This is a genomic window from Maritalea mobilis, from assembly GCF_019800885.1.
Lineage (GTDB): Bacteria > Pseudomonadota > Alphaproteobacteria > Rhodobacterales > Rhodobacteraceae > Roseibacterium > Roseibacterium beibuensis.
Genome location: NZ_JAHVKE010000001.1, coordinates 990,492 through 1,011,949 on the forward strand (window position 1 = coordinate 990,492; position 21,458 = coordinate 1,011,949).

General features: G+C 66.5%; 26 protein-coding genes. 15 read left to right on the forward strand and 11 right to left on the reverse strand.

What is annotated here, in order from left to right:
• Positions 1–65: 65 nt before the first annotated feature.
• The 3 genes from KUV65_RS04785 to KUV65_RS04795 are packed head-to-tail and all read left to right on the forward strand — an operon-like array spanning position 66 to position 2,362.
• Positions 66–500: a TIGR01244 family sulfur transferase gene (locus KUV65_RS04785; protein ID WP_222188031.1), complete on the forward strand. Its 435-nt coding sequence runs from the start codon at positions 66–68 to the stop codon at positions 498–500.
• Positions 501–502: 2 nt separating this feature from the next.
• Positions 503–1,393, forward strand: a complete 891-nt coding sequence (locus tag KUV65_RS04790) for a DMT family transporter (protein ID WP_222188033.1) — start codon at positions 503–505, stop codon at positions 1,391–1,393.
• 36 nt (positions 1,394–1,429) lie between these two features.
• On the forward strand, positions 1,430–2,362 hold the full coding sequence (locus KUV65_RS04795) for a lysophospholipid acyltransferase family protein (protein ID WP_222188034.1): 933 nt from the start codon (positions 1,430–1,432) through the stop codon (positions 2,360–2,362).
• Here the strand turns inward: KUV65_RS04795 and KUV65_RS04800 are convergent.
• From KUV65_RS04800 to acnA, 4 genes are all read right to left on the reverse strand, one after another.
• Positions 2,359–3,069 carry a DUF1223 domain-containing protein gene (locus KUV65_RS04800; protein ID WP_222188035.1) on the reverse strand — a complete coding sequence of 237 codons (711 nt, stop codon included), beginning with the start codon at positions 3,067–3,069 and terminating at the stop codon, positions 2,359–2,361. The genes KUV65_RS04795 and KUV65_RS04800 overlap by 4 nt on opposite strands.
• Before the next feature lie 108 nt (positions 3,070–3,177).
• Positions 3,178–3,654, reverse strand: coding sequence for a methyltransferase family protein (locus KUV65_RS04805; RefSeq protein WP_222188036.1), 477 nt, complete (start codon positions 3,652–3,654; stop codon positions 3,178–3,180).
• On the reverse strand, positions 3,651–4,469 hold the full coding sequence (locus KUV65_RS04810) for a dimethylarginine dimethylaminohydrolase (RefSeq protein WP_261331592.1): 819 nt from the start codon (positions 4,467–4,469) through the stop codon (positions 3,651–3,653). Before KUV65_RS04810 ends, KUV65_RS04805 begins: the two co-directional genes overlap by 4 nt.
• 118 nt (positions 4,470–4,587) lie before the next feature.
• Complete coding sequence (acnA, locus tag KUV65_RS04815) at positions 4,588–7,365, reverse strand: aconitate hydratase AcnA (RefSeq protein ID WP_222188037.1); 2,778 nt, start codon at positions 7,363–7,365, stop codon at positions 4,588–4,590.
• Between the two features lie 292 nt (positions 7,366–7,657).
• Here acnA and ccmA point away from each other — a divergent pair, with 292 nt between their 5' ends.
• The 5 genes from ccmA to KUV65_RS04840 are packed head-to-tail and all read left to right on the forward strand — an operon-like array spanning position 7,658 to position 10,500.
• Entirely contained in the window at positions 7,658–8,305 is a 648-nt protein-coding gene (gene ccmA / locus KUV65_RS04820; RefSeq protein ID WP_222188038.1) for a heme ABC exporter ATP-binding protein CcmA, read from the forward strand.
• Complete coding sequence (ccmB, locus tag KUV65_RS04825; protein WP_222188039.1) at positions 8,302–8,958, forward strand: heme exporter protein CcmB; 657 nt, start codon at positions 8,302–8,304, stop codon at positions 8,956–8,958. Before ccmA ends, ccmB begins: the two co-directional genes overlap by 4 nt.
• A gap of 56 nt (positions 8,959–9,014) precedes the next feature.
• Complete coding sequence (locus KUV65_RS04830; protein WP_222188040.1) at positions 9,015–9,749, forward strand: heme ABC transporter permease; 735 nt, start codon at positions 9,015–9,017, stop codon at positions 9,747–9,749.
• Entirely contained in the window at positions 9,746–9,901 is a 156-nt protein-coding gene (gene ccmD, locus KUV65_RS04835; RefSeq protein WP_222188041.1) for a heme exporter protein CcmD, read from the forward strand. Before KUV65_RS04830 ends, ccmD begins: the two co-directional genes overlap by 4 nt.
• A complete protein-coding gene (locus KUV65_RS04840) occupies positions 9,901–10,500 on the forward strand; it encodes a DsbE family thiol:disulfide interchange protein (protein WP_222188042.1) in 600 nt (199 codons plus the stop codon). The genes ccmD and KUV65_RS04840 overlap by 1 nt, the downstream gene beginning before the upstream one ends.
• A 21-nt stretch (positions 10,501–10,521) precedes the next feature.
• On the opposite strand, the gene KUV65_RS04845 is transcribed toward KUV65_RS04840, so the two are convergent.
• The 3 genes from KUV65_RS04845 to KUV65_RS04855 are packed head-to-tail and all read right to left on the reverse strand — an operon-like array spanning position 10,522 to position 11,799.
• Positions 10,522–11,019, reverse strand: coding sequence for a MarR family winged helix-turn-helix transcriptional regulator (locus KUV65_RS04845; RefSeq protein WP_222188044.1), 498 nt, complete (start codon positions 11,017–11,019; stop codon positions 10,522–10,524).
• A gap of 58 nt (positions 11,020–11,077) precedes the next feature.
• Positions 11,078–11,371, reverse strand: a complete 294-nt coding sequence (locus KUV65_RS04850; protein ID WP_222188046.1) for a succinate dehydrogenase assembly factor 2 — start codon at positions 11,369–11,371, stop codon at positions 11,078–11,080.
• Between the two features lie 8 nt (positions 11,372–11,379).
• The gene (locus KUV65_RS04855) at positions 11,380–11,799 is read right to left on the reverse strand and encodes a helix-turn-helix domain-containing protein (RefSeq protein ID WP_222188048.1); all 420 of its coding nucleotides are present in this window, start codon (positions 11,797–11,799) and stop codon (positions 11,380–11,382) included.
• A 113-nt stretch (positions 11,800–11,912) separates the two neighbouring features.
• On the opposite strand from KUV65_RS04855, the gene KUV65_RS04860 reads away from it, so the two are divergent.
• The 4 genes from KUV65_RS04860 (at position 11,913) to KUV65_RS04875 (ending at position 15,799) form a co-directional block, all read left to right on the forward strand.
• Positions 11,913–13,115, forward strand: a complete 1,203-nt coding sequence (locus KUV65_RS04860) for a pyridoxal phosphate-dependent aminotransferase (RefSeq protein WP_222188050.1) — start codon at positions 11,913–11,915, stop codon at positions 13,113–13,115.
• Positions 13,116–13,243: 128 nt separating this feature from the next.
• Positions 13,244–14,290, forward strand: a complete 1,047-nt coding sequence (locus KUV65_RS04865; RefSeq protein WP_222188052.1) for a sodium:calcium antiporter — start codon at positions 13,244–13,246, stop codon at positions 14,288–14,290.
• A 353-nt stretch (positions 14,291–14,643) separates the two neighbouring features.
• Entirely contained in the window at positions 14,644–15,267 is a 624-nt protein-coding gene (locus tag KUV65_RS04870) for a class I SAM-dependent methyltransferase (protein WP_222188054.1), read from the forward strand.
• A 100-nt stretch (positions 15,268–15,367) separates the two neighbouring features.
• Entirely contained in the window at positions 15,368–15,799 is a 432-nt protein-coding gene (locus tag KUV65_RS04875; protein ID WP_222188055.1) for a hypothetical protein, read from the forward strand.
• 16 nt (positions 15,800–15,815) lie between these two features.
• On the opposite strand, the gene KUV65_RS04880 is transcribed toward KUV65_RS04875, so the two are convergent.
• From KUV65_RS04880 to KUV65_RS04890, 3 genes are all read right to left on the reverse strand, one after another.
• Positions 15,816–16,712, reverse strand: a complete 897-nt coding sequence (locus KUV65_RS04880) for a VHL beta domain-containing protein (protein ID WP_222188057.1) — start codon at positions 16,710–16,712, stop codon at positions 15,816–15,818.
• Between the two features lie 90 nt (positions 16,713–16,802).
• On the reverse strand, positions 16,803–17,225 hold the full coding sequence (locus tag KUV65_RS04885) for a DUF6314 family protein (protein WP_222188067.1): 423 nt from the start codon (positions 17,223–17,225) through the stop codon (positions 16,803–16,805).
• Complete coding sequence (locus KUV65_RS04890) at positions 17,222–17,599, reverse strand: hypothetical protein (RefSeq protein ID WP_222188078.1); 378 nt, start codon at positions 17,597–17,599, stop codon at positions 17,222–17,224. The genes KUV65_RS04885 and KUV65_RS04890 overlap by 4 nt, the downstream gene beginning before the upstream one ends.
• 64 nt (positions 17,600–17,663) lie before the next feature.
• On the opposite strand from KUV65_RS04890, the gene purB reads away from it, so the two are divergent.
• The 3 genes from purB (at position 17,664) to KUV65_RS04905 (ending at position 20,550) form a co-directional block, all read left to right on the forward strand.
• Positions 17,664–18,971, forward strand: a complete 1,308-nt coding sequence (purB, locus tag KUV65_RS04895) for an adenylosuccinate lyase (protein ID WP_222188080.1) — start codon at positions 17,664–17,666, stop codon at positions 18,969–18,971.
• 144 nt (positions 18,972–19,115) lie between these two features.
• Entirely contained in the window at positions 19,116–19,277 is a 162-nt protein-coding gene (locus KUV65_RS04900) for a hypothetical protein (RefSeq protein WP_222188082.1), read from the forward strand.
• 190 nt (positions 19,278–19,467) lie between these two features.
• Complete coding sequence (locus tag KUV65_RS04905) at positions 19,468–20,550, forward strand: FliG C-terminal domain-containing protein (protein WP_222188084.1); 1,083 nt, start codon at positions 19,468–19,470, stop codon at positions 20,548–20,550.
• Here the strand turns inward: KUV65_RS04905 and KUV65_RS04910 are convergent.
• Positions 20,547–21,308, reverse strand: a complete 762-nt coding sequence (locus KUV65_RS04910; protein WP_222188086.1) for a phosphatase domain-containing protein — start codon at positions 21,306–21,308, stop codon at positions 20,547–20,549. The two genes, KUV65_RS04905 and KUV65_RS04910, sit on opposite strands and share 4 nt — an antisense overlap.
• Positions 21,309–21,458 lie beyond the last annotated feature (150 nt).

The window sequence follows — 21,458 nt, forward strand, 5'->3', positions numbered from 1 at the left end:
GGCATCCGGCATGGTCGCGCCAGACACGACCCCGTTTGAGTTAGCGAACAGGCAGGACACGCGACATGGACATTCGCCAGGTCACAGACCGGTATTACACCGCTCCACAATTGCAGCCGCAGGACATGGAAAAACTGGCCGAGCACGGAATCACCACGGTGATCTGCAACCGCCCCGACGCCGAGGTGCCGCCCCAGATCCAGGCCGCCGCCATGCAGGAGGCCGCCGAGGCCGCCGGGCTGAATTTCGTCTTCAACCCCGTGGGCGGCGCGCTGAGCCAGCCGATCATCGAGGAACAGTCCGAGGCCATCGAATCGTCCGAGGGGCCCGTCGTGGCCTATTGCAACTCCGGCAACCGCTCGACCATCGTCTGGGCGCTTGGCGTGGCCGGAGAGATGGAGATCGACGAAATCCTCACCCGCGCCCGCGATGCCGGACAGAGCCTTGACTGGCTGCGCCCCAACCTCGTTGCCTACGCCGCCCAGAAATCTCAGGGCTGATCTTGCGCGCGCTCTCGCCCACCGCGCAGGGCATCGTGATGATGCTCGGCGCGATCTTCCTGTTCTCGACCATGGATGCCATGGCCAAGGGGCTGAGCGCGACATACGACCCGTTGCAGGTGGTCTGGGCACGCTATGCCGGACAAACCGCCGTGGTGATGCTGGTTCTCGCGCCCCGGCTGCACCTGCTGATCCGCACGCATCACCTTGGCCTGCAACTGCTGCGCTCGGGTCTGCTTTTCGCGGCGACGCTGTGTTTCTTCACCTCGCTCAGTCACCTTGAGATCGCCTCTGCGACCGCGGTTCTGAACGTGCATCCGATGCTGCTGACGCTTGGCGCGGCCCTGATCCTCAAGGAACCGCTTGGGCCCCGCCGCCTGATCGGAATCGGCGCGGCGCTGTTCGGCGCGCTTCTGATCATACGGCCCGGCTCGGACATCTTCTCGCTCGCCTCGCTCCTGCCGCTGGCGGCGGGGATCTTCCTCGCGTCCTACGCGCTGGCGACACGCTTCCTTGGCCGCGATGAACCGATCCTGACCTCGTTTCTCTATACCGCGCTGATCGGAACGCTGGTGGCGAGCCTGCTGGTCCCGACCGCGTGGCAGGCGCCGCCGCCCATCGACGCGCTGTTGTTTCTGGTGCTGGGCACCGTCGGCGCGGTCGGTCAGTTCCTGCTGATCCGCTCGCTGACCGTGGCCGAGGCCGGGGCCGTCGCCCCCTTCGGATATGCCGGGGTGGTCTTCGCGACGCTCTACGGCGTGATCTTCTACGGCGAAACGCCGGACGCGCTCTCGGGCCTTGGCGCGCTTGTGATCATCGGGGCCGGCGTCTATGTCTGGCATCGCGAAACCCGCGCCCGCCAGGCCGAGGTCAAGGCCCCGGCTGCCCGCTGATCCAAGCGGCGGAAGGCGCCACTGCCGAGCGGCGAGATGTCCAAACGCAAACGTATCAACTGGATCGACTGGTTAAGCGACCTCGCCGCGCGCACGCTGATCGCGGCGATCCGGCTGATCCCGTGGCGGTGGCGCGTTCCGATGATGGGGGCGCTGATGGCGCGCGTGATCGGGCCGTTGGCCGGCTACCGCCGCCGCGCCGAGGAAAACCTCGCCTATATCTACCCCGAGATGGGCGGGGCGGAGCGGCGCAGGATCGCCACGGCGGTGCTCGACAATATCGGTCGCACGATCATCGAGAACTACTCGCCCCGCGATCAGATCGCGCGCTTTGCGGATCTGGAGCCCACGGGGCCGGGTTGGCCGATCGTCGCCCGCGCCCTCGAACAGAACCGCCCGATGCTGTTCGTGACAGGCCATTTCGGGAACTGGCAGATCGGGCGCGTGGCGCTGAATGCCAAGGGGTTCGAGATCGGGGGGCTCTATCGCCCCTTCAACAACCCCTACGCCAATGCCCATTACGTCTGGTCGGTCGAGGCCGTGGGCGGCAAGGCCTATTCCCGCGACCGACGCGGGCTGGCCGCCTTTCTCAAGACCCTGCGCGGCGGCGGGCAAGCGGCGATGATGCTGGACCAGTTCGTCTCGGACGGGGCGTTCCTCAGCTTCATGGGCAAGCCGGCACTGACCTCGCTGTCGGCGGCGGAGATGGCGCTGCGCCACGATGCCCTTCTGGTGCCGATCTATTGCCCGCGCGGGCCGGGCGGAATGAGCTTCACCGTAGAGATCGAGGCGCCGATCCCACAGGGCACGCCCGAGGAGATGACGCAGGCGCTGAACGACAGCCTCGATGCGCAGATCCGCAAGCGACCCGAACAGTGGTTCTGGATTCATCGCCGGTGGAAGCCCGAGCGGCTTGAGCGGAAACGGCGAAAACGCCTCGCGGCCGAGAAAGCCGCCTCACACGACTAGTCGACGCGCGCCGCGCCCAGGATCGCGCCGTAGCCGCTGTGCTGCACGATCACGACATGCGGCATGTCCTCCGACACCGCCACACGGGCCGAGAACGGCTCGGCGCCGTCCCACTCGCCCACCACCTGCCAGTCGCGCACGATATTGTGGTAGGTCACCGACCGCCCGGCATTCTCGCCGCGCGTGATCTCGACCTCTTCACTCGGCAGATAGGCCACAAGCTGCACCACCATCGCGGGCGCGGGCGGTGTCGCGCGCCACTCGGCGGTCAGGGCAAAGCCGTCTCCATCGGGCGCGACATGCACCGCGACCGGATCGGGCTGGCGGGCATGTTCGGCAATCACGTCGGCCACCTGCATCGGGCGGAACCCCACGACATGCTCGATCCCGCCGATCACCATCTGCGGCGTGTAGACCACGTTCGAGCCCGCCGCGACGCCATAGCCGTGCTGGCGCTGCGTGAACTCGGGCCGGGCGAAGGTGTCGGCCCAGCCGATATAGTCCCAGTAGTCGACATGAAGCGCCAGCGCGATCACCCCGTCCCGCTCTGCCAACTCGCCCAGCAGGGTGTCCGCTGGCGGGCAGGAAGAACAGCCCTGGCTCGTGAACAGCTCGACCACGACGGGCTGGCCGTCCTGTGCCGAGGCCGGGCCTGCCATGATCCCGAACCCTGCCAAAAGGAAAGCGAAGCTGCGTGTCAGGCGCATGCGCGATGGTCCCCAGATGATTCAATTCGTCCCCAACTTGACCCAGAGCTAAGCCGATCCCCCCTCTCTTGCCAATCAAGCCTTTGCGAGAGCGCGTTACAGTCCGGCTCAAAACCAGCGATGCGTGCGGTTGAGATAGAGGTTGGCCTCGGTCCCGAAAATGCGCCGCAACCCCTCTTCTTCCGGCTCAATGAAGCGACGCGTCAGCACCTCGTAGAAGAGATAGGGCAACAGCACCGGGCTGAGCGATCCAAGCCAGAGAACATAGCCCGTCAGGATCGCCAGAAGGCCAAGGTAGATCGGGTTCCGGCTGAAGCGATAGGGGCCTTCGACGATCAGCGCGGTGGGTTCGTGATGCGGCTCGATCGTCGTCTTCTTGCGCCAGAACCACAGCGCGGACCACGCGATCACGCCGAAAGCGGCCCCGATCAGCAGCCCGCCGGCCGCGCGAAAGACAAGCCCGAAGGCGGTGACCAGCGGCAGGTATTCGTTCAGGACCCAGGCCGCGGCGAGGAAAACGCTCAGCCAGACCGGCGGGATATCGGGAAAGCCCTTGAGCGGCCCGTCCAGCAACCAGCGGATCATGCGCCCCCCTGCCCGTCCGGCATGGAGTAGCGCAGCGACATGCAGGACAACCCGCCATCGACCAAGGCGGCCTGCGTCGTTTCCAGTTCCACGACCTCGTAGCCCGCCTGGGCCAACCGTTCCGCCGTGCGCGGGTGACCGGCGCTCAGGAACACCGGCGCGTTGAAGCGGATGGCGTTGGCCGCTGCCTCCTCTCCCTCGGCGGTTTCGATCACGCGGTAGCCCGCGAAGCAGCCGGTCGCGGCAAGGCGCGGCGTGGCGAGGACGGTCTCGGGGTCCAGGAGGCTCGACTCGGTTTTGAAATGGAGGATCTCGGGCGGGGTCTCGACCAGCCGCAGACGATAGCCGAGATCTTCGACGATCGGGCGCAACGCCGCGATGCCCGCGCGATCCGTGCGGGCCGAGAGGCCAACCATGACCTCGCTGTCGGAACACAGGATGTCGCCGCCATCGACCGCCCCCTCGGGCAGATCGATCACGCCGGCGCAATGGCGCACCAGGTCGAGGCGCAGCGCCGCCGCCTCCCCTGCCCGGCTGGGCGCGCCGGGGCGCAGGGTGATCGCCACCCCGGTCAGCACCAGCGCCGGGTCTTCGATGAAGACGCTATCGGGGAAGTCCTCCAGCGCGGGCAGAACGGTGACACTCGCCCCGGTCGCGCGCAGCGCCGCCACGTAGGCCGCGTGTTCGCGCGCAAAGGCCACCGGGTCCGGGTCGCCCTGGTCGACAGCGCGCAGGCCATCGGTGACCGAGACAGCGGGCGCGCGGCACAGCGCGTGGGTGAAAGTGATCGAGCGGTTTTCCATGGCCGCAGTCATCGCGCCCCCGTACCGACTTGTCGACCGCCCATCTCGCCGCGCATGAAAAAGGCCCCCGGTCCGAAACCGGGGGCCTTCATCCTCACTGTCCCTTCGAAGTGAGTGCCTCGCGCAGCTCTCAGGCCGCTTTCGCGAGGTCGCGCAGCACGTAGTGCAGCACGCCGCCATGTTCGACATATTCCTTCTCGATGGCGGTATCGATCCGGCACTTGAGCATGATCTCCTTGGTCGACCCGTCCCCGTAGGTGATGGTGCAGGGCACTTCGGAAAGCGGCTTCAGATCGCCTTCCAGACCGTGGATCGCCACCGTCTCGTCGCCCTTCAGGCCCAGAGACTTGCGGGTGTCGCCGCCGGTGAACTCGAACGGGATGACGCCCATGCCGACCAGGTTCGAGCGGTGGATACGCTCGAAGCTTTCGGCGATCACGGCCTTCACGCCCAGAAGCGCGGTGCCCTTCGCGGCCCAGTCACGGCTGGAGCCCGCGCCATACTGCTCGCCCCCGAAGATGACGAGCGGCGTGCCCTGCTCCTGGTAGGCCATGGCCGCATCGAAGATCGAGGTCTGCTGCCCGTCCGGCCCGAGCGTGTAGCCGCCCTCGACCCCGTCCAGCATCTCGTTCTTGATGCGGATGTTGGCGAAGGTGCCGCGCATCATGATCTCGTGGTTGCCGCGGCGCGATCCGTAGGAGTTGAACTCGCGCACCGGCACCTGGCGTTCGATCAGGTACTTGCCCGCCGGGGTGGTGTCCTTGAACGAGCCTGCGGGGCTGATGTGGTCGGTCGTGATCATGTCGCCCAGCATCGCCAGAACGCGCGCGCCCTCGATGTTCGAGATCGTGCCCGGCTCGGCGCCCATGCCCTGGAAGTAGGGCGGGTTCTGGACGTAGGTCGAGGTGGCCGGCCAGTCGTAGGTTTCCTGCTGCGGAACCGAGACGCCTTGCCATTTCTCGTCGCCCTTGAACACGTCGGCATATTTCGTCTGGAAGGCCTCGCGCGTCACGGTCTTCTCGACCAGGTCGGCGATCTCCTTCTGCGACGGCCAGATGTCTTTCAGGTAGACGGGGTTGCCATCCTGGTCATTGCCCAGCGGCTCGCGGGTGATGTCGACATTCATGTCGCCCACCAGCGCATAGGCCACGACCAGCGGCGGGCTGGCGAGGTAGTTGGCGCGCACGTCGGGGCTGATGCGGCCCTCGAAGTTGCGGTTGCCCGACAGGACCGACGTCGCGATCAGGTCGTTGTCGTTGATGCACTTGCTGATCTCGGGCTCCAGCGGGCCGGAGTTGCCGATACAGGTGGTGCAGCCATAGCCGACGAGGTTGAAGCCGATGGCATCCAGGTCGTCCTGCAACTCGGCCGCCTCGAGATAGGCCGACACGACCTGCGAGCCGGGCGCGAGCGAGGTCTTGACCCAGGGCTTGCGCGTCAGGCCCTTCTCGCGCGCCTTGCGTGCCACGAGGCCCGCACCGATCATTACGTAGGGGTTCGAGGTGTTGGTGCAGGAGGTGATCGACGCGATCGCGATCGAGCCGTCATGCAGCTGGTAATGGCCGTTCTCGGTCTGGACATAGCCCCGCAGGTGGTGGCCCTCGTCGCCCGGGATCTCGGTCGGTTCGGGCGCACCGCCCTCGCCTTCCCAGCGGACCTCTTCCTTCGGGGTGGCGTCCTTGCCCTCGCGCTCGCCCTTCACATAGGCGGCAAAGGCCTTCGCCGCCTGGTCGAGCGCAATGTAGTCCTGCGGACGCTTGGGGCCCGAGATGGCGGGCACGATGGTGCTCATGTCCAGCGACAGCGTGTCGGTATAGACCGGCGCGTAATCGGCGCCGCGCCAGAAGCCGTTTTCCTTGGCATAGGCCTCGACCAGCGCGATCGTGTCCTCGTCGCGGCCGGTGTTGGTGAGGTAACGCAGGGTTTCGTCGTCGATCGGGAAGAAGCCACAGGTCGCGCCGTATTCCGGCGCCATGTTGGCAATCGTGGCCCGGTCAGCCAGCGGCAGGTGATCAAGGCCGGCGCCGTAGAACTCGACGAACTTGCCGACCACGCCCTTGGCGCGCAGCATCTCGACGACCTTCAGCACCAGGTCGGTGCCGGTGGTGCCTTCCATCATCTCGCCGGTCAGCTCGAAGCCCACGACCTCGGGGATCAGCATCGAGATCGGCTGGCCCAGCATCGCGGCCTCGGCCTCGATGCCGCCCACGCCCCAGCCCAGGACGGCGGCGCCGTTGACCATCGTGGTGTGGCTGTCGGTGCCCACCAGCGTGTCGGGATAGGCCACCATCTCGCCCGACTGGTCGGTGTCCGACCACACGGTGCGCGACAGGTATTCCAGGTTCACCTGGTGGCAGATGCCGGTGCCCGGCGGCACCACGCGGAAGTTGTTGAACGCGTTCTGACCCCATTTGAGGAAGGTGTAACGCTCCATGTTCCGCTCGTATTCGCGGTCCACGTTCAGCTGGAAGGCGCGCGGGTTGCCGAACTCGTCAATCATCACCGAGTGGTCGATGACCAGGTCGACCGGGTTCAGCGGGTTGATCTTCTGCGGGTCACCGCCAAGCGCCTTGATGCCGTCGCGCATGGCGGCGAGGTCGACCACGGCGGGCACGCCGGTGAAGTCCTGCATCAGCACGCGCGCAGGACGATAGGCGATCTCGCGCGGGTTCTTGCCGCCCTTTGCGGCCCAGTCCGAGAAGGCCTTGATGTCGTCGGTCGAGACGGTCTTGCCGTCCTCGAAACGCAGCATGTTCTCCAGCACCACCTTCAACGCGGCGGGCAGCTTGGAAAAGTCGCCGAGCCCGGCGGCCTCGGCTGCGGCAATGGAATAATAGGCGTAGGACTTGTCGCCGACAGAGAGCGTCTTGCGCGTCTTGGCGGAGTCGTGGCCGACGGTAATGGGCATGGGTGCCTCCCTTAATCCGGTCGTGGCTGCGTCAGAATTGGCCTGCTGTTGCCATTGACGCGAGGCGCAATCAAGGGGTCACAGCGGTTCTGCGACATTTTTTGTATGCAATCGCATACTGGCTGCGCGATTTCGCGCCCGAACATGCCCGCAGACCGCGCCCGGCCGCTCGTCGAATGCCCGCCTGATGCCCGTCGGGCGGGGGTGAGTCGCGGGCCCGGACAGCGCGGCATTGCGGCGCGGCGCCTCGGCGCTTCCCCTTCGCGCGGCAATCGGATACCGCTTGGCCGCAATGAACTTGACCGTCACCGACCTTTCCTGTGCCCGAGGCTCCACGCAGGTCCTCGCCGATGTCAGCTTCACCGTTGCGGCGGGCGAGGCGCTGATCCTGCGCGGCCCCAATGGCGCGGGGAAAACCACGCTTCTGCGCACGCTGGCGGGCCTTACCCCGCCGCTTGCGGGGCGCGTCGACTGCCCCCCTGACGCGATCGCCTACGCGGGTCACGCCGACGGGCTGAAAGCGCAGCTGACGGTTCAGGAGAATCTCGAATTCTGGGCCGGTGTTTTCGCGTCTGGCACGATCACGCGCGCCGTCGATGCCTTCGATCTCGAAGGCCTGCTCGACCGCCGCGCGGGCGACATGTCCGCCGGGCAGAAGCGCCGCCTGTCGCTTGCGCGCCTTCTGGTCACCGGTCGCCCCATCTGGTGCCTCGATGAACCCACCGTCTCGCTCGACACCGAGAACGTGCAGCGGTTTGCGGCCGCCGTGGAACGCCACCTCGACGGCGGAGGCTCGGCCGTGATCGCGACCCATATCGACCTTGGCCTGCCCGCGGCGCGCAGCCTCGATGTCTCGCCCTTCATCGCCAAGCGCCTGCGGGCGGACGACCCGTTCGCCCAGGGCCTCGACGATCCTTTCGCCGAAGGGGTGGAGCCATGATCGCCCTGCTCAAGCGCGACCTCGCGCTGGCCATCCGCGCGGGCGGCGGCTTCGGCCTCAGCCTCGCCTTCTTCCTGATCTTCACCACGCTAGTGCCTTTCGGCGTTGGCCCGGCGACCGGCATCCTCGGCACCATTTCGCCCGGCATCCTGTGGCTTGGCGCGCTGCTGGCCTGCCTGCTGTCGCTCGACCGGATCTTCCAGCTCGACTGGGAAGACGGCACGCTGGACCTTGTCGCGACCTCGCCCGTCCCGATGGAGGGGTTGGCCGCGATGAAGGCCCTGACCCACTGGATCACCACCGGCCTGCCGCTGGTCGCCGTGGCGCCCGCACTGGGGATGCTTCTGAACCTGCCCGGCCCCGCCTATCCCTGGCTGATCGCGTCCCTCGCGCTCGGCACGCCCGCGCTCAGCGCGATCGGCACCTTCGGCGCGGCGCTGACCGTCGGAATCAAGCGCGGCGGCCTGCTGCTGTCGCTTCTGGTGCTGCCGCTCTACGTCCCGACCCTGATCTTCGGCGCGCTGGCCGTCAGCCGCGGGGCCGAGGGGCTGGACGCCACCACACCGCTGGCGCTTCTGGCCGGCATCACCCTCGGCACGCTGGCGGTACTGCCTTTCGCCGCCGCCGCCGCGCTCCGCGTCAATCTGCGCTAGACCCGCGCGGCCCTGCCCCATTGAGAGACCGACCATCCATGCCTAAAACTGCGACCATGTCTTCACTCTGGGAATACGCCAATCCGCGCAAGTTCATGGCCACCTCGGCCTGGCTGTTGCCGTGGGTGACCGCGATCACCGTAATCTGCCTGGTGGTCGGGCTGGTCTGGGGGTTCTTCTTCACGCCGAACGATTTCCGCCAGGGATCGACGGTGAAGATCATCTATGTCCACGTGCCCGCCGCGATCATGGCGATCAACGCATGGCTGATGATGCTGGTGACCTCGCTCATTTGGGTCATCCGGCGTCACCATGTCAGCGCGCTGGCGGCCAAGGCCGCAGCGCCGGTCGGCATGATCTTTACCCTGATCGCGCTGTTTACCGGCGCGGTCTGGGGTCAGCCGATGTGGGGGACGTGGTGGGAATGGGACCCGCGCCTGACCTCGTTCCTGATCCTGTTCCTGTTCTACCTCGGCTACATGGCGCTGTGGGAGGCGGTCGAGAACCCGGATTCGGCGGCGGACCTGACAAGCGTGCTCTGCCTCGTGGGCTCGGTCTTTGCGATCATCTCGCGCTACGCGCTGCTGTTCTGGAACCAGGGCCTGCACCAGGGCGCGACCCTGTCGCTGGATGCCGAGGAAAACATCGCCGACGTGTTCTGGTACCCGTTGGTCATCTCGCTGGCAGGGTTCGGTTTCCTGTTCCTGACCCTCGTTCTTTACCGCACCCGGACCGAGATTCGCGCCCGCCGCCTGAAGGCGCTGATCGCGCAGGAAAGGATGGCCGCATGATGCCCGATCTTGGAACCTACGCCGTTCCGGTCCTTTCGTCCTATGCCGGCACTCTCGCATTGTTGATCGTGCTGGTGGTCGGTTCGATCTGGAAGGCCCGGCGCGTCGCGCGCAAACTGGATGCCGTGGAAGAACGGCGCGGGAAGGGCTGATGAAGATCAACTGGTTGATGATCGTGCCGCTGGCGGTGACGCTGGGGTTCTTCGGGATCGCGGGCTACCAGCTGCTCAGCACGCAGGATGCGCGCCAGCAGGGGGTGGATACCGCCGCCCTGCCCTCGGCCCAGCAAGGTCGTGCCGCGCCGCCGCTGTCCCTTGAGGAAATGGACGGCACGCCGCTCCTGACGCGCGAGATGCTGGAGGGCAATGACGACATCATCATGGTGAATTTCTTCGCCAGCTGGTGCCCGCCCTGCCGTGTCGAGCATCCGAACCTGACCGAGCTGGCCGAGGCCGGGGTGACGCTTTACGGCGTGAATTACCGCGACCAGCTTTCCCAGGCCGAGCAATTCCTCGACGATCTGGGCAACCCGTATCACGCGATGGGCCGCGACCCCGAGGCGCGCAATGGACGTGACTGGGGTGTCGTGGCGATGCCCGAAACCTTCTTCATCGACCCCGAGGGCACCGTGGTGCTGCATTTCCGCGGGCCGATCACCCGCCGCTCGATCGCGAACCAGATCGCGCCGGCGCTGGCCGAGGCCGGGTACAGCCTGCCCGATCTGCCCGAGCTTGGTGCAGAGACCGACTAAGGCCACCGTGCCGCGCATCGCTCAGTAAATATAGCGGATCTGGTCCGACCAGTACCGCTCGATCCGTTTCAGGGAATGGTTCACGCGGTCGACGCCGTCGGTGTCCAGCACGCCTTGCCGTTCCAGCCCCTCGGCCTGCCGGGCGAACAGATCGGCCACGGCGGCGCGCACGTGCCGCCCCTTCTCCGTCAGGCGCACCCGGACCGAGCGGCGGTCGATCTCGCAGCGCTGGTGGTGCATATAGCCCATCTCGACCAGTTTCTTGAGATTGTAGCTGACATTCGAGCCCTGGTAGTAGCCGCGCGATTTCAACTCGCCCGCCGTCACCTCGTGATCGCCGATGTTGAACAGCAAGAGCGCCTGCACGGCATTGATGTCGAGGATGCCGAGGCGTTCGAACTCATCCTTGATGACATCGAGCAGCAGCCGGTGCAGGCGTTCGACCAATAACAGCGATTCCAGGTACCCGGCCAGGAATCCGGCCCGGGCAGAGGGCGCAAGGGGCGCATGCATACTCATCTTCAACTCCGCAAATCTGACTTGCGGGGAAGATTCGGTCAAAAATGGAAATAAGTCGTTAAGCGCCTCGCCCCGCGGCCGCCCCTCCTGGCAAGCCGTTGAATTCGCTGGACACACGCAACAGCATCGGCGCGATATCGGCGGGCGCTTCGGACTGGCCCGAGACCCAAGCGTAAAGGTCCTGGTCGGCCTCGGCCAGCACCGCCTCGAAGGCATCGAGCGTGGCGTCGTCGGCCCCGTCGAGGTGCCGATCCGCCCAACCGCCCAGGATCAGGTCCATTTCCTTGATTCCACGGTGCCAGGCCCGCATGCGCAGGCGCTTGACCCGGATCTCTCGTGTTTCCTCGACCATCTTGTCCTTTACAGATCCTTTGCCAGAACCAGCCGCAGCCGTTTTTCCAGCCGCCCCATTTCCTCGGCGATGCGCGCCTGCTGGACCTTGAGCTTGCGCAGGTCGGTCAGCACCGCCGTCATGTCCTCCGAAAGGATATGGTGTTCGTCGGGCCCGTCCAGCCCGTCGCCCTCGCCGCTGAGCAGCCACATGATCGAGACACCCAGCATGCCCGCCAGCATCTGGAGCTTGTTGGCGCGCGGTTCGGCCTGGTCGTTTTCCCAGCCTCGGACCGTCTTGACCTTCACGCCCAGCCGCTTGGCCAGCTCTGCCTGGCTCAGCCCCGCCGCCTCGCGGGCGCCGGTCACGCGGTCGCCGAAGGTGGTGGCCTCGGCATCATACCAGCCGGGGCCGTCGGTCTCTTGGCCGTTCTCGGGGGTGGTGGACATTGCTCCTCCTCTCGGTGGCGGCTTGATTGCCGCGCGGGCGCACCCTAAGCATGGGCCCGACCTATTGCAAACGACCCCGATCGGCGGGGTCAGGCCCAACCCGGAGCGACTTGATGCCCTTCCTTTCCGACACGCTGGCCCGTGTGAAGCCCTCGCCCACCATCGCCGTCTCGAATCTCGCCGCCGAGTTGAAGGCGCAGGGCAAGGACGTCATCGGCCTCGGCGCGGGCGAGCCGGATTTCGATACGCCGCAGAACATCAAGGACGCCGCCAAGGCCGCGATCGACGCAGGCAAGACGAAATACACCGCCGTCGATGGCATCCCCGAGCTGAAGCAGGCCATCTGCGACAAGTTCCAGCGCGACAACGGCCTGACTTACACGCCCGCGCAGGTCAGCGTCGGCACCGGCGGCAAGCAGATCCTTTACAACGCGCTGATGGCCACGCTGAACCCGGGTGACGAGGTCATCATCCCCGCGCCGTATTGGGTCAGCTACCCCGACATGGTGCTGCTGGCGGGCGGCGAGCCGGTGATCGCCGAGGCGGGCGCCGACACCGCCTACAAGCTGACGCCCGCCGCACTCGAGGCCGCGATCACGCCGAAAACCAAGTGGTTCATCTTCAACTCGCCCTCCAACCCCACCGGAGCGGGCTACACCGCCGAGGAACTCAAGGGCTTGACCGATGTGCTGATGCGCCACCCGCATGTCTGGGTGATGTCGGACGACATGTATGAGCACCTCGTCTATGACGGGTTCGAATTCGTCACACCGGCACAGATCGAGCCGGGCCTTTACGACCGCACGCTCACCTGCAACGGCGTCTCCAAGGCCTATGCCATGACCGGCTGGCGCATCGGCTACGCCGCAGGCCCCGAAGAGGTCATCAAGGCGATGCGCAAGATCCAGTCGCAATCGACCTCGAACCCTTCCTCGGTCAGCCAGTGGGCCGCTTTGGAGGCGCTGACCGGGCCGCAGGATTTCCTCGCGCCGAACAACGAAACCTTCAAGCGCCGCCGCGACCTGGTGGTCGAGATGCTGAACGCGGCCGAGGGCGTGACCTGCCCCGTTCCCGAAGGCGCCTTCTACGTCTATCCGTCCATCGAGGGCTGCATGGGCAAGACCACGCCCGGCGGTGTGACCATCGACAGCGACGAGGCCTTCGCCACCGCACTTCTTGAGGAAAAAGGCGTGGCCGTGGTCTTCGGCGGGGCCTTCGGCCTGTCGCCCTGTTTCCGCGTCAGCTACGCCACCTCGGACGAGAACCTGAAAGAGGCCTGCACCCGCATCCAGGATTTCTGCGCTTCGCTGACCTGACCCGCGCCCGTCGCGCCCGCCTCGGGCGCGGCGGCTGCGGAACGTTTCACGGATCGGCACGTTGTCGCGAGGAGCGGCGACGGCGCACCGGCAGCGCGCGGCCCCGATGAAAGGAACAGTCGCGCAAGATGCTGGCCGAATGGTCCACTCCGATGATCCTCGCCGCTTTCGCGGCCGCCGTTCTGGTCGTGCTGGCCAGCGGGGTGCGGATCACCGGGCTGGTGGACCGGCTGGCCGACCGCACCGGCATCGGCGAGGCCATCGCGGGCGCCGTCCTTCTGGGCGCGGCCACCTCCCTCGGCGGCTCGGTCGTTTCGATCACCGTGGCGCTCGATGGCTATGCGTCGCTGGCCTATTCCAACAGCATCGGCGGGATTGCGGCGCAAACCGCCTTTCTTGCGGTGGCCGATGCCGTCTATCGCCGCGCCAACCTCGAACACGCGGCGGCGGACCTGACCAATATCTTCCAGGCCGTCGTCCTGGTGATCCTGCTGACGCTGCCCCTTCTGGCCGCCTCGCAGCCCGAGGTGACCCTCTTCGCGATCCATCCCGTCTCGATGGCGATCCCGATCATCTACGTCATGGCCCTGGTCGGCGGGCGCGCGCTGCGCGAGGCCCCGATGTGGCGGCCCGTGTCGACCGCGGACACCCGCACCGACACCCCGGAGGAGGAAGACGCCGACACCGCGCGGATCAGCACCCTGCGCCTGTTTTCCACCTTCCTGCTTCTCATGGTGATCATGGGCATGGCGGGCTGGGTCATCGCTAAGACCGCCAGCGAATTGACCGACCGCCTGTCGCTGTCGCAATCGCTGGTGGGGGCGCTGGCCACCGCCGTCGCAACCTCGCTGCCCGAGCTGGTCACCACCATCGCCGCGGTGCGCCGGGGCGCGCTGCAACTGGCCGTGGGCGGCATCATCGGCGGCAATTCCTTCGACACGCTGTTTCTGACGGCAGGCGACATCGCTTATCGCGACGGGTCGCTCTACCATGCCGCGGGCCTCAGCGATCAATTCTGGACGCTGACCGCGATCCTGATGACCGGCGTCCTTCTCAGCGGCCTTCTGTTGCGCCAGCGCGAAGGGCCGGGCCGCATGGGATGGGAAGGCGCCCTGATCCTCGCGATCTACGGCGCGGCGGTGACCATCCAGGTGTTCACCGCAAGCGCCGGGTAATCGCGCGCGCCTTCGAGAAATCTGCGCCGTTTTAACGGTTTCTTAAACGTTTCGGTGTAGCAACTCCCCCGTGGCCACATCGTGAGGACGGTTCGCGCGGGTCTTTGCGCAGACAGCCCCCTCAAAGGGCCGAGCATCCCCCGCACCACCGCCGGCATCCGCCCCGATTGACGACCGGGGCATCAAGGAACCGCTCCGCCAAACCCGAGGCGGCGCCGCTTCACTTTCTCGACCGGGCACCGGGGCAAGGCCCCGCCGCCCCTCCCCGGACAGAGACAGCATGCCTCCCCCGGCCGACCTTGCCACCGGGCGGGAAAAGCGTATGCCGAACGCACACCGCTCGAAAGGCCGCCATGCCCCGCACCTCGCCCCCCGATTTCTGGAACCGCGTCGCGCGCCGCTATGCCGAGCGGCAGATGGGCAACCCCGAGGCCTACGAGGCCGCCATGGCGCGGGTCATCGCGCATCTGGCCCCCACCGACCGCATGCTTGAACTGGGCTGTGGCACGGGCTCCACGGCGCTCAAGCTCGCGCCCCATGTCGGGCAGATCATCGCCAGCGACTACGCGGGCGAGATGTGCGCCATCGCCGGTGAACGCATAGACCAGGCCCGCGCGACGAATGTCACCCCGCTTCAGGCCAGCGTCGACGAGGCCCTGTCGCACGGCCCCGTCGACGTGGTCTGCGCCTTCAACCTGCTGCACCTGCTGCCCGACCTGCCCGGTACGCTGGCGCAGATCCATTCGGCCCTGCCGGAGGGCGGGCGCTTCATCTCGAAAACCGTCTGCCTTGGCGGATCGCTGAAATACCGCGCTATCGTCACCGCGTTGCAATGGGCCGGCGTGGTGCCGCAAATGCGCTTCGTGACCGCCGAAGGGCTTGAGGCCGAGATCACCGGGGCGGGCTTTGCCATCATCGAGACCGGCACCTACCCCGCCGCGCCGCCCGGCCGCCTGATCGTCGCGGAAAAACGATAGCGCAACGAACCATTGACCATGGGGAACGCTTGGCTTTGACAGGGCGGGACCAAACGGCATACTTGCCGCACCGCAACGCGTGAGCAGAGCACGAGGGTTCATGTCCGACCTGCCCGAATATTATTTCCGCGTCCGCGAAAACGGGGCCGCCGTCTTCCGCATATCGACCGAGAACCGGCAGCGCCGGATCGAGATGGACGAGATCGCGGTCATCAACATCCGCAATGGCAGCGTCAAACCCCATGGCGACCATGTCCTGACCGACGAGGAACACGAGGTCATCGCCGACTGGATGGAGGAACGCCGCGCCGTGCTGGCCGAGCGTGATCTAGACGACATCCACCGCGCCATCGACTACCTGAACCTCACGACCCATTGGGCGCAAAGCCGGGCCTCGGACGAGGATCTGGAGGAGGTCACGGACCGCCTGCTTCTGGCCATGCACGATCTGCGCAGCGTTCTGGTCCGCAAGAAGGCCGACCGGCTGATGGCCGGGGCTTCCGACGCCCAAGTTGATAACGCGGCCGAGTGACCGGCCGCGCGCCGCCTCATTCGTTTCCGAAAAACTGACCCGGCCGCGTGATGCGGAACCTCTCCTGCCCCGCGACGGGGCTGAACATCTCCAGGCAGTTGCCCGGCCCGTCCGTGATCATCCAGACATGGCCGACGAAGGTCTGAAACGCGGTGCTCGCGCCGGGGTCGAGAAAGCCCAGATCCTGCACGCTGCCATCGCTCGCCACCCAGGACAGGCCGCGCCCGCCATCGCTGGCATTCTCGAAGGTCACCGTCACAGGGGCGCCACTGCCCGTGGATACGGCCTGCCCCAGCTGATCGCAGGACATCGCCCCCGGCTCGGACGAGGCAGCCGCCATATCGCCCCCGCCCGGACTGGCTTCGGCAGCGAGAGGGAACAGGATGTCCCCGTTCGGATCGGGCTGCTGGCTGCCGAAATGCGCGCATTCGTACAGGAACCGCCCGGCGATATGCTGGTTCACGCTGGCATCGACGGTAAAGCTTGCCTGCCCGTCGATCGCCCAGGTCAGAACCGGCGCGGCCACCAGTGCAAAGTTGAACGGGTCGGTGGGTGTTCGGTCGATGAAAACGCCGCCGATGAACTCGGTCGCGCGGGTCGTCGCCGGCACGGCCGAGGGGTTCAGCCCCTCGGGCGTCACTGTGAAATCGACATCCGTTTCCAGCGGAATGGCCCCGGCATCGGCGGAGAAATTGAACGAAACCTGCGGGCCCGAGGTCAATTCGCAGCGCGCCTCCAGCACGACGTCATCGGTTTCCGGTACGCCAAGCCGCAGCGCCATGACGGTATTCATCGGGTTGGGCTGAATATCGCGGAAGTAGCTCCACTCGTAGCCGGTGACTTGCGCGAAGGACGGGGCGCTCGACAGGGCGAGCAGCGCCGCGCTGAGTTTGAAAAATCGGGAACCAGGCATTGGCGTCTCCTTGCGGGACAAAGGATCGAAACCGTGAATGCCCGATCAGCCTACGCAGCCCGCCCGCGATCTGGCAAGCGCGGGGTTTCCCTACGTCACCGGGGCATCTTCGGGAACGAAACGCGAGCGAATGATCAGGTCCTTGCGCGGCCCCGAGACACGCCAGACGCTGCCCCAGCGCGGCCAATCGGTGAAATCATAGGTCACGTCATAGGTGTCGGGATCGCACCAGTGACGGTCGCCCGCCCGGCCCGGCCCGATCCTGTGGAACGGGCGGCCGTCCTCGAAGAATACGGCCAGATCACCCCCCTCCGCCCGCCAGAGGTAGACCCGCTCGGCGCGCATCGGCGCCGCCGCCCCGTAATGCAGAAGGCCGCTTTCCTCCTGCCGCAGCCCGTCACCATCGGGCCGCCAGACCGCCATGCCCTCCAGGTGCCCCGTCAGTCCGGCGCGCGCATCCTCGATCACGCGGCTGAGCTGCCAGCGCCCTTCCAGATCGGCCAGCGCGATCATTCCGCCTGGAACCGCCCGGCGCTGACATTGCCGTGGTCGTCGATGAAGCGGACGCCATCCTCGCCGTCATATTCGACCGTGTAGCAGGCCCAGTCGCCCAAACGCACCCAGCGTTGGCAGGACTGCCCGTCGCGCACGATCCACTCGCCCAGGCTGGTCTGGCCCATCCGCGCCTCGCCCGCGTGGAACGCGGTGCGGCCCGCCTCGGTGAAGATCTGCCAGCCGACATCGTCGTAGACCACGGTCCGCCCGGTCAGAACGCCCTCGATCTCGGCATCGCTCAGCACGCGCCACTCGGCCAGCGCCGGACCGGGCAGAAGCGCCAGAAGCACCGCCCAGACCGGACCTTGCGTCAGTTTTCGTGAAACGCTCACCTTGTCCCTCCCGTTTTGCGCCTCTATGAGACCCCTGAACTGCCAAGCAACGCAAGGCCTGCCGATGATCCCCCGTTATGCCCGCCCCGAGATGACCGCCATCTGGGAGCCCGCCACCAAGTTCCGCATCTGGTACGAAATCGAGGCCCATGCCTGCGACGCGCAGGCCGAGTTGGGCGTGATCCCCCGCGAGAACGCCGAGGCCGTGTGGAAAGCCAAGGACGTGGAGTTCGACGTCGCCCGCATCGACGAGATCGAGGCCGTCACCAAGCATGACGTGATCGCCTTTCTCACCCACCTCGCCGAGCATGTGGGCAGCGAAGAGGCGCGCTTCGTGCACCAGGGCATGACCAGTTCGGACGTGCTGGACACCTGCCTGAACGTGCAACTCGTGCGCGCCGCCGACATCCTTCTGGCCGATATGGACAAGGTGCTGGCCGCGCTGAAAAAGCGCGCCTTCGAACACAAGATGACGGTTCGCGTGGGCCGCAGCCACGGCATCCATGCCGAGCCGACCACGATGGGCCTGACCTTCGCCCGGTTCTACGCCGAGATGGACCGCAACAAGGCCCGCCTGCAACAAGCTCGCGAAGAGGTCGCCACCGGCGCGATCTCGGGCGCCGTTGGCACCTTCGCCAATATCGACCCGCGCGTCGAAGAGCATGTCTGCGAGAAGCTGGGCCTGCGCCCCGAGCCGATCAGCACGCAGGTCATCCCGCGCGACCGCCACGCGATGTTCTTCGCCGTGCTGGGCGTCATCGCCTCCTCGATCGAGAACATCGCGATCGAGATCCGCCACATGCAGCGCACCGAGGTGCTGGAAGGGGCCGAGTTCTTCTCGATGGGGCAGAAGGGCTCCAGCGCCATGCCGCACAAGAAGAACCCGGTCCTGACCGAGAACCTGACCGGGCTGGCCCGGCTGGTGCGCATGACCGTGATCCCCGCGATGGAGAACGTGGCGCTCTGGCATGAACGCGACATCTCGCACAGCTCGGTCGAGCGCGGCATCGGGCCGGACGCAACCGTGACGCTGGATTTCGCACTGAACCGTCTGGCGGGTGTGATCGACAAGATGCTGATCTTCCCCGAGAACATGCTGGAGAACATGAACAAGTTCCCCGGCCTGGTGATGAGCCAGCGCGTGCTTCTGGCCCTGACGCAAGCCGGTGTCAGCCGCGAAGACGCCTATTCGATGGTGCAGCGCAACGCGCTGAAGGTCTGGGAAGAGCGCCTCGATTTCCGCGAATTGCTGCTGGCCGATCCGGAGGTCGTCGCGGCCCTGGGCGAGGACGGCATCAACGAGAAATTCGACATGGAATACCACACCAAGCATGTCGACACGATCTTCCAGCGGGTCTTCGGCGAAAGCTGATCTGCCGCGCGATCTGCCTGCGAAACAGGCACGGACCCTGCCCTGCGCCCACCGCGGGGCAGGTTCTTTTTTGTCTTTCCGCAACGTCATGCTACCTTTCCGTCACACGACGACGACCAGACCGATCCTGACAGGAGTGCCAAGATGACCAAGCTGAAGACCCTGCTGGCCGCCGCCGCGCTGATCGCCGCGCCGAGCTTTGCCCTTGCCGACTGCCCCTATGACCATCAGGTCACGATGAGCTGCGCCGATGGCACCAGCTGGGATTCCGAAAGCCAGAGCTGCGTGCCCACCGGCATGAGCTGAGGCGACTCGACCTTCTCTCTCTTCCGGCCCCGCGCAGATTGCCCTGCGCGGGGCTTTTCCGTCTTTGCGCAATTGTCGGAAAATCCCGTGCAACGGGGACGGCCCCGTCAAGCCCGTCTTAATCCGCGCCCGGCATGGTCGGGTCCGGGTGAAGTGGCGCTGCGTCAGTGGCGCAGGACGGGTGGAACCGATGACCATTCAACAGGCAATTGGCGCGTCGCAATCCGACGCCATGGACGTCGACGAGATGCGGGACGCGACGCCGCGGGAAATCACGCCCCGGCCGCTCAGCCCGGGGCAAAAGGCCGCCGTGATCGTGCGGCTTCTGCTGGGACAGGGTGTTTCCCCCGGGCTTGACCGCTTGACGCCGGACCAACAGGCCCGGCTGGCGCGCACGATGGCGGGTTTGGGCAATATCGACCGTGCCACGCTGGCGCATGTGGTGCAGGAATTCACCGGGCGGCTCGATGGCCTTGCGCTCACCTTCCCGGCGGGGCTGTCCGACACGCTGATCCTGCTCGATGGCCACATCTCGCCCATTGCGCGCGACGGGCTGAGGGCCGAGGCCGAGTTGGGCGACGCCACCGACCCCTGGGCGCGGCTGGCCGCGATGGAGCCCGACCGCCTGCGCCCGCTTCTGGAACAGGAAAGCGCCGAGGTCTGCGCGATCCTGCTGTCCAAGCTCGGGGTCGCCAAGGCCGCGGGTCTCCTGGCCGACCTGCCCCCCGACCGCGCCCAGGTTATCGCCCATGCCGTGGCGCTGACGGCCACCGTCACGCCCGACATGGTGACCCGGATCGGCGAGCACCTGTTCCAGCAGATGACGACCAGGCCGCAACCGGCCTTCCGCGCCAGCCCGGTTGACCGCGTCGGCGCCATCCTCAATGCCGTGAGCGGCGCGGCGCGCGATACCCTGCTCGAAGGTCTGGACGCGCGCGATGCCGGTTTCGCCGCCGAGGTGCGCCGCGCGATCTTCACCTTCCATCACATCCCCAAGCGGGTCGAGGCGACGGATGTGCCACGCATCCTGCGTCGGGTGGAGCCGGACGTACTGAACACCGCGCTGGCGGCAGGTCTGAAAAGCGCCCCGCTTTCGGTGGAATTCCTGCTGGAGAACATGTCGAAACGCATGGCCGAGCAGTTGCGCGACGAGGCCGAAGCCATTCCCACCCCACGCGAAGACGATGGCGAGGGCGCCATGGCGCAGGTCGTCTCGGCCATCCGCGCCCTGGAAGAGGAAGGCGAGATCCGCCTGATTCCGCCCGAAGATTAAAGCCGCAGCCGCTCGGCCCGGCTCATGGCACGGAACCGGCGGTTGGTCTCTTCCTGGTCGTATTCGGTCTCGATCCATTGCCGTAGCGGCACGCCACGCGCCTCGGCCTCGGCCGCATCGGCCAAGAACAGGTCCAGCACACCGGCCTTCGACCATTTCGCATGCAGCCGCGCCAAAGACAGTTCGCGCTTCGCTTCAGCGGCCGGCACGTCATGCTTCGCGATCAGGTACATCGCTGCCGCCAGCCCGGTGCGGTCGGCGCCGGATTTGCAATGCACCAGCATCGGCGCGTCGAGGTCTTCGAAAAGATCGAGAAGGCTGAGCAAGCGGGCGCGCTTGGGCGCGCGCTGCGCCGAAAGCGGGATCTGCAGCAGCGTCATCCCGTGCTTCTCGCAGGCCTCGGCCTCGAACCGGTACGGGGCCACGTGCTGCCCGCCGCGCAGCGTCAGAACATGGGTGATCCCCATGCCCGCGTAGCGACGCAAGCGGCGCGGGCTGGGATGGTTCGACCGGTAAAGCTTGGGGGCGACCTGTTTGAAGTTGTGCCATCCCGCACGCAGGGCCGCGTGATCGAACAGGTGCGTGTAGACACCGGACATGAACCGGTCCCACGGCCTGTCGATCCGGTGCGAGAACGCATCGCGCAGCCAGCGGTTCATCGACTTGTTCACGGAATGCTTTTTCGCGGCTTTTCGCGCGCGCCGCGCCGCGCGTTCCTTGGCATCGGCGACCGATGGCTGGTGCTGGTCTTCGGTCATGAACGGCCCGTGTGGTGACAGCGCCCGCTCCGGCGCTGGCGGTCTGGTAAAGCAGGCGACGGTGCAGGGCAACACCGCCAAGCGGGTGCGCCCCCTTCTCTTGCCGGCCGGGACCCAATAGAGACGGAGGGGAAATGACGGGAACGGAGG

Excerpts from the sequence above, each read along its gene's own strand:
- KUV65_RS04785 (WP_222188031.1), top strand. The coding sequence starts at position 66 with ATGGACATTCGCCAGGTCACAGACCGGTATTACACCGCTCCACAATTG.
- KUV65_RS04795 (WP_222188034.1), top strand. The coding sequence starts at position 1,430 with ATGTCCAAACGCAAACGTATCAACTGGATCGACTGGTTAAGCGACCTC.
- KUV65_RS04800 (WP_222188035.1), bottom strand. The coding sequence starts at position 3,069 with ATGCGCCTGACACGCAGCTTCGCTTTCCTTTTGGCAGGGTTCGGGATC.
- KUV65_RS04805 (WP_222188036.1), bottom strand. The coding sequence starts at position 3,654 with ATGATCCGCTGGTTGCTGGACGGGCCGCTCAAGGGCTTTCCCGATATC.
- KUV65_RS04810 (WP_261331592.1), bottom strand. The coding sequence starts at position 4,469 with ATGACTGCGGCCATGGAAAACCGCTCGATCACTTTCACCCACGCGCTG.
- acnA (WP_222188037.1), bottom strand. The coding sequence starts at position 7,365 with ATGCCCATTACCGTCGGCCACGACTCCGCCAAGACGCGCAAGACGCTC.
- ccmA (WP_222188038.1), top strand. The coding sequence starts at position 7,658 with ATGAACTTGACCGTCACCGACCTTTCCTGTGCCCGAGGCTCCACGCAG.
- ccmB (WP_222188039.1), top strand. The coding sequence starts at position 8,302 with ATGATCGCCCTGCTCAAGCGCGACCTCGCGCTGGCCATCCGCGCGGGC.
- KUV65_RS04830 (WP_222188040.1), top strand. The coding sequence starts at position 9,015 with ATGTCTTCACTCTGGGAATACGCCAATCCGCGCAAGTTCATGGCCACC.
- ccmD (WP_222188041.1), top strand. The coding sequence starts at position 9,746 with ATGATGCCCGATCTTGGAACCTACGCCGTTCCGGTCCTTTCGTCCTAT.
- KUV65_RS04840 (WP_222188042.1), top strand. The coding sequence starts at position 9,901 with ATGAAGATCAACTGGTTGATGATCGTGCCGCTGGCGGTGACGCTGGGG.
- KUV65_RS04845 (WP_222188044.1), bottom strand. The coding sequence starts at position 11,019 with ATGAGTATGCATGCGCCCCTTGCGCCCTCTGCCCGGGCCGGATTCCTG.
- KUV65_RS04850 (WP_222188046.1), bottom strand. The coding sequence starts at position 11,371 with ATGGTCGAGGAAACACGAGAGATCCGGGTCAAGCGCCTGCGCATGCGG.
- KUV65_RS04855 (WP_222188048.1), bottom strand. The coding sequence starts at position 11,799 with ATGTCCACCACCCCCGAGAACGGCCAAGAGACCGACGGCCCCGGCTGG.
- KUV65_RS04860 (WP_222188050.1), top strand. The coding sequence starts at position 11,913 with ATGCCCTTCCTTTCCGACACGCTGGCCCGTGTGAAGCCCTCGCCCACC.
- KUV65_RS04865 (WP_222188052.1), top strand. The coding sequence starts at position 13,244 with ATGCTGGCCGAATGGTCCACTCCGATGATCCTCGCCGCTTTCGCGGCC.
- KUV65_RS04870 (WP_222188054.1), top strand. The coding sequence starts at position 14,644 with ATGCCCCGCACCTCGCCCCCCGATTTCTGGAACCGCGTCGCGCGCCGC.
- KUV65_RS04875 (WP_222188055.1), top strand. The coding sequence starts at position 15,368 with ATGTCCGACCTGCCCGAATATTATTTCCGCGTCCGCGAAAACGGGGCC.
- KUV65_RS04880 (WP_222188057.1), bottom strand. The coding sequence starts at position 16,712 with ATGCCTGGTTCCCGATTTTTCAAACTCAGCGCGGCGCTGCTCGCCCTG.
- KUV65_RS04885 (WP_222188067.1), bottom strand. The coding sequence starts at position 17,225 with ATGATCGCGCTGGCCGATCTGGAAGGGCGCTGGCAGCTCAGCCGCGTG.
- purB (WP_222188080.1), top strand. The coding sequence starts at position 17,664 with ATGATCCCCCGTTATGCCCGCCCCGAGATGACCGCCATCTGGGAGCCC.
- KUV65_RS04900 (WP_222188082.1), top strand. The coding sequence starts at position 19,116 with ATGACCAAGCTGAAGACCCTGCTGGCCGCCGCCGCGCTGATCGCCGCG.
- KUV65_RS04905 (WP_222188084.1), top strand. The coding sequence starts at position 19,468 with ATGACCATTCAACAGGCAATTGGCGCGTCGCAATCCGACGCCATGGAC.
- KUV65_RS04910 (WP_222188086.1), bottom strand. The coding sequence starts at position 21,308 with ATGACCGAAGACCAGCACCAGCCATCGGTCGCCGATGCCAAGGAACGC.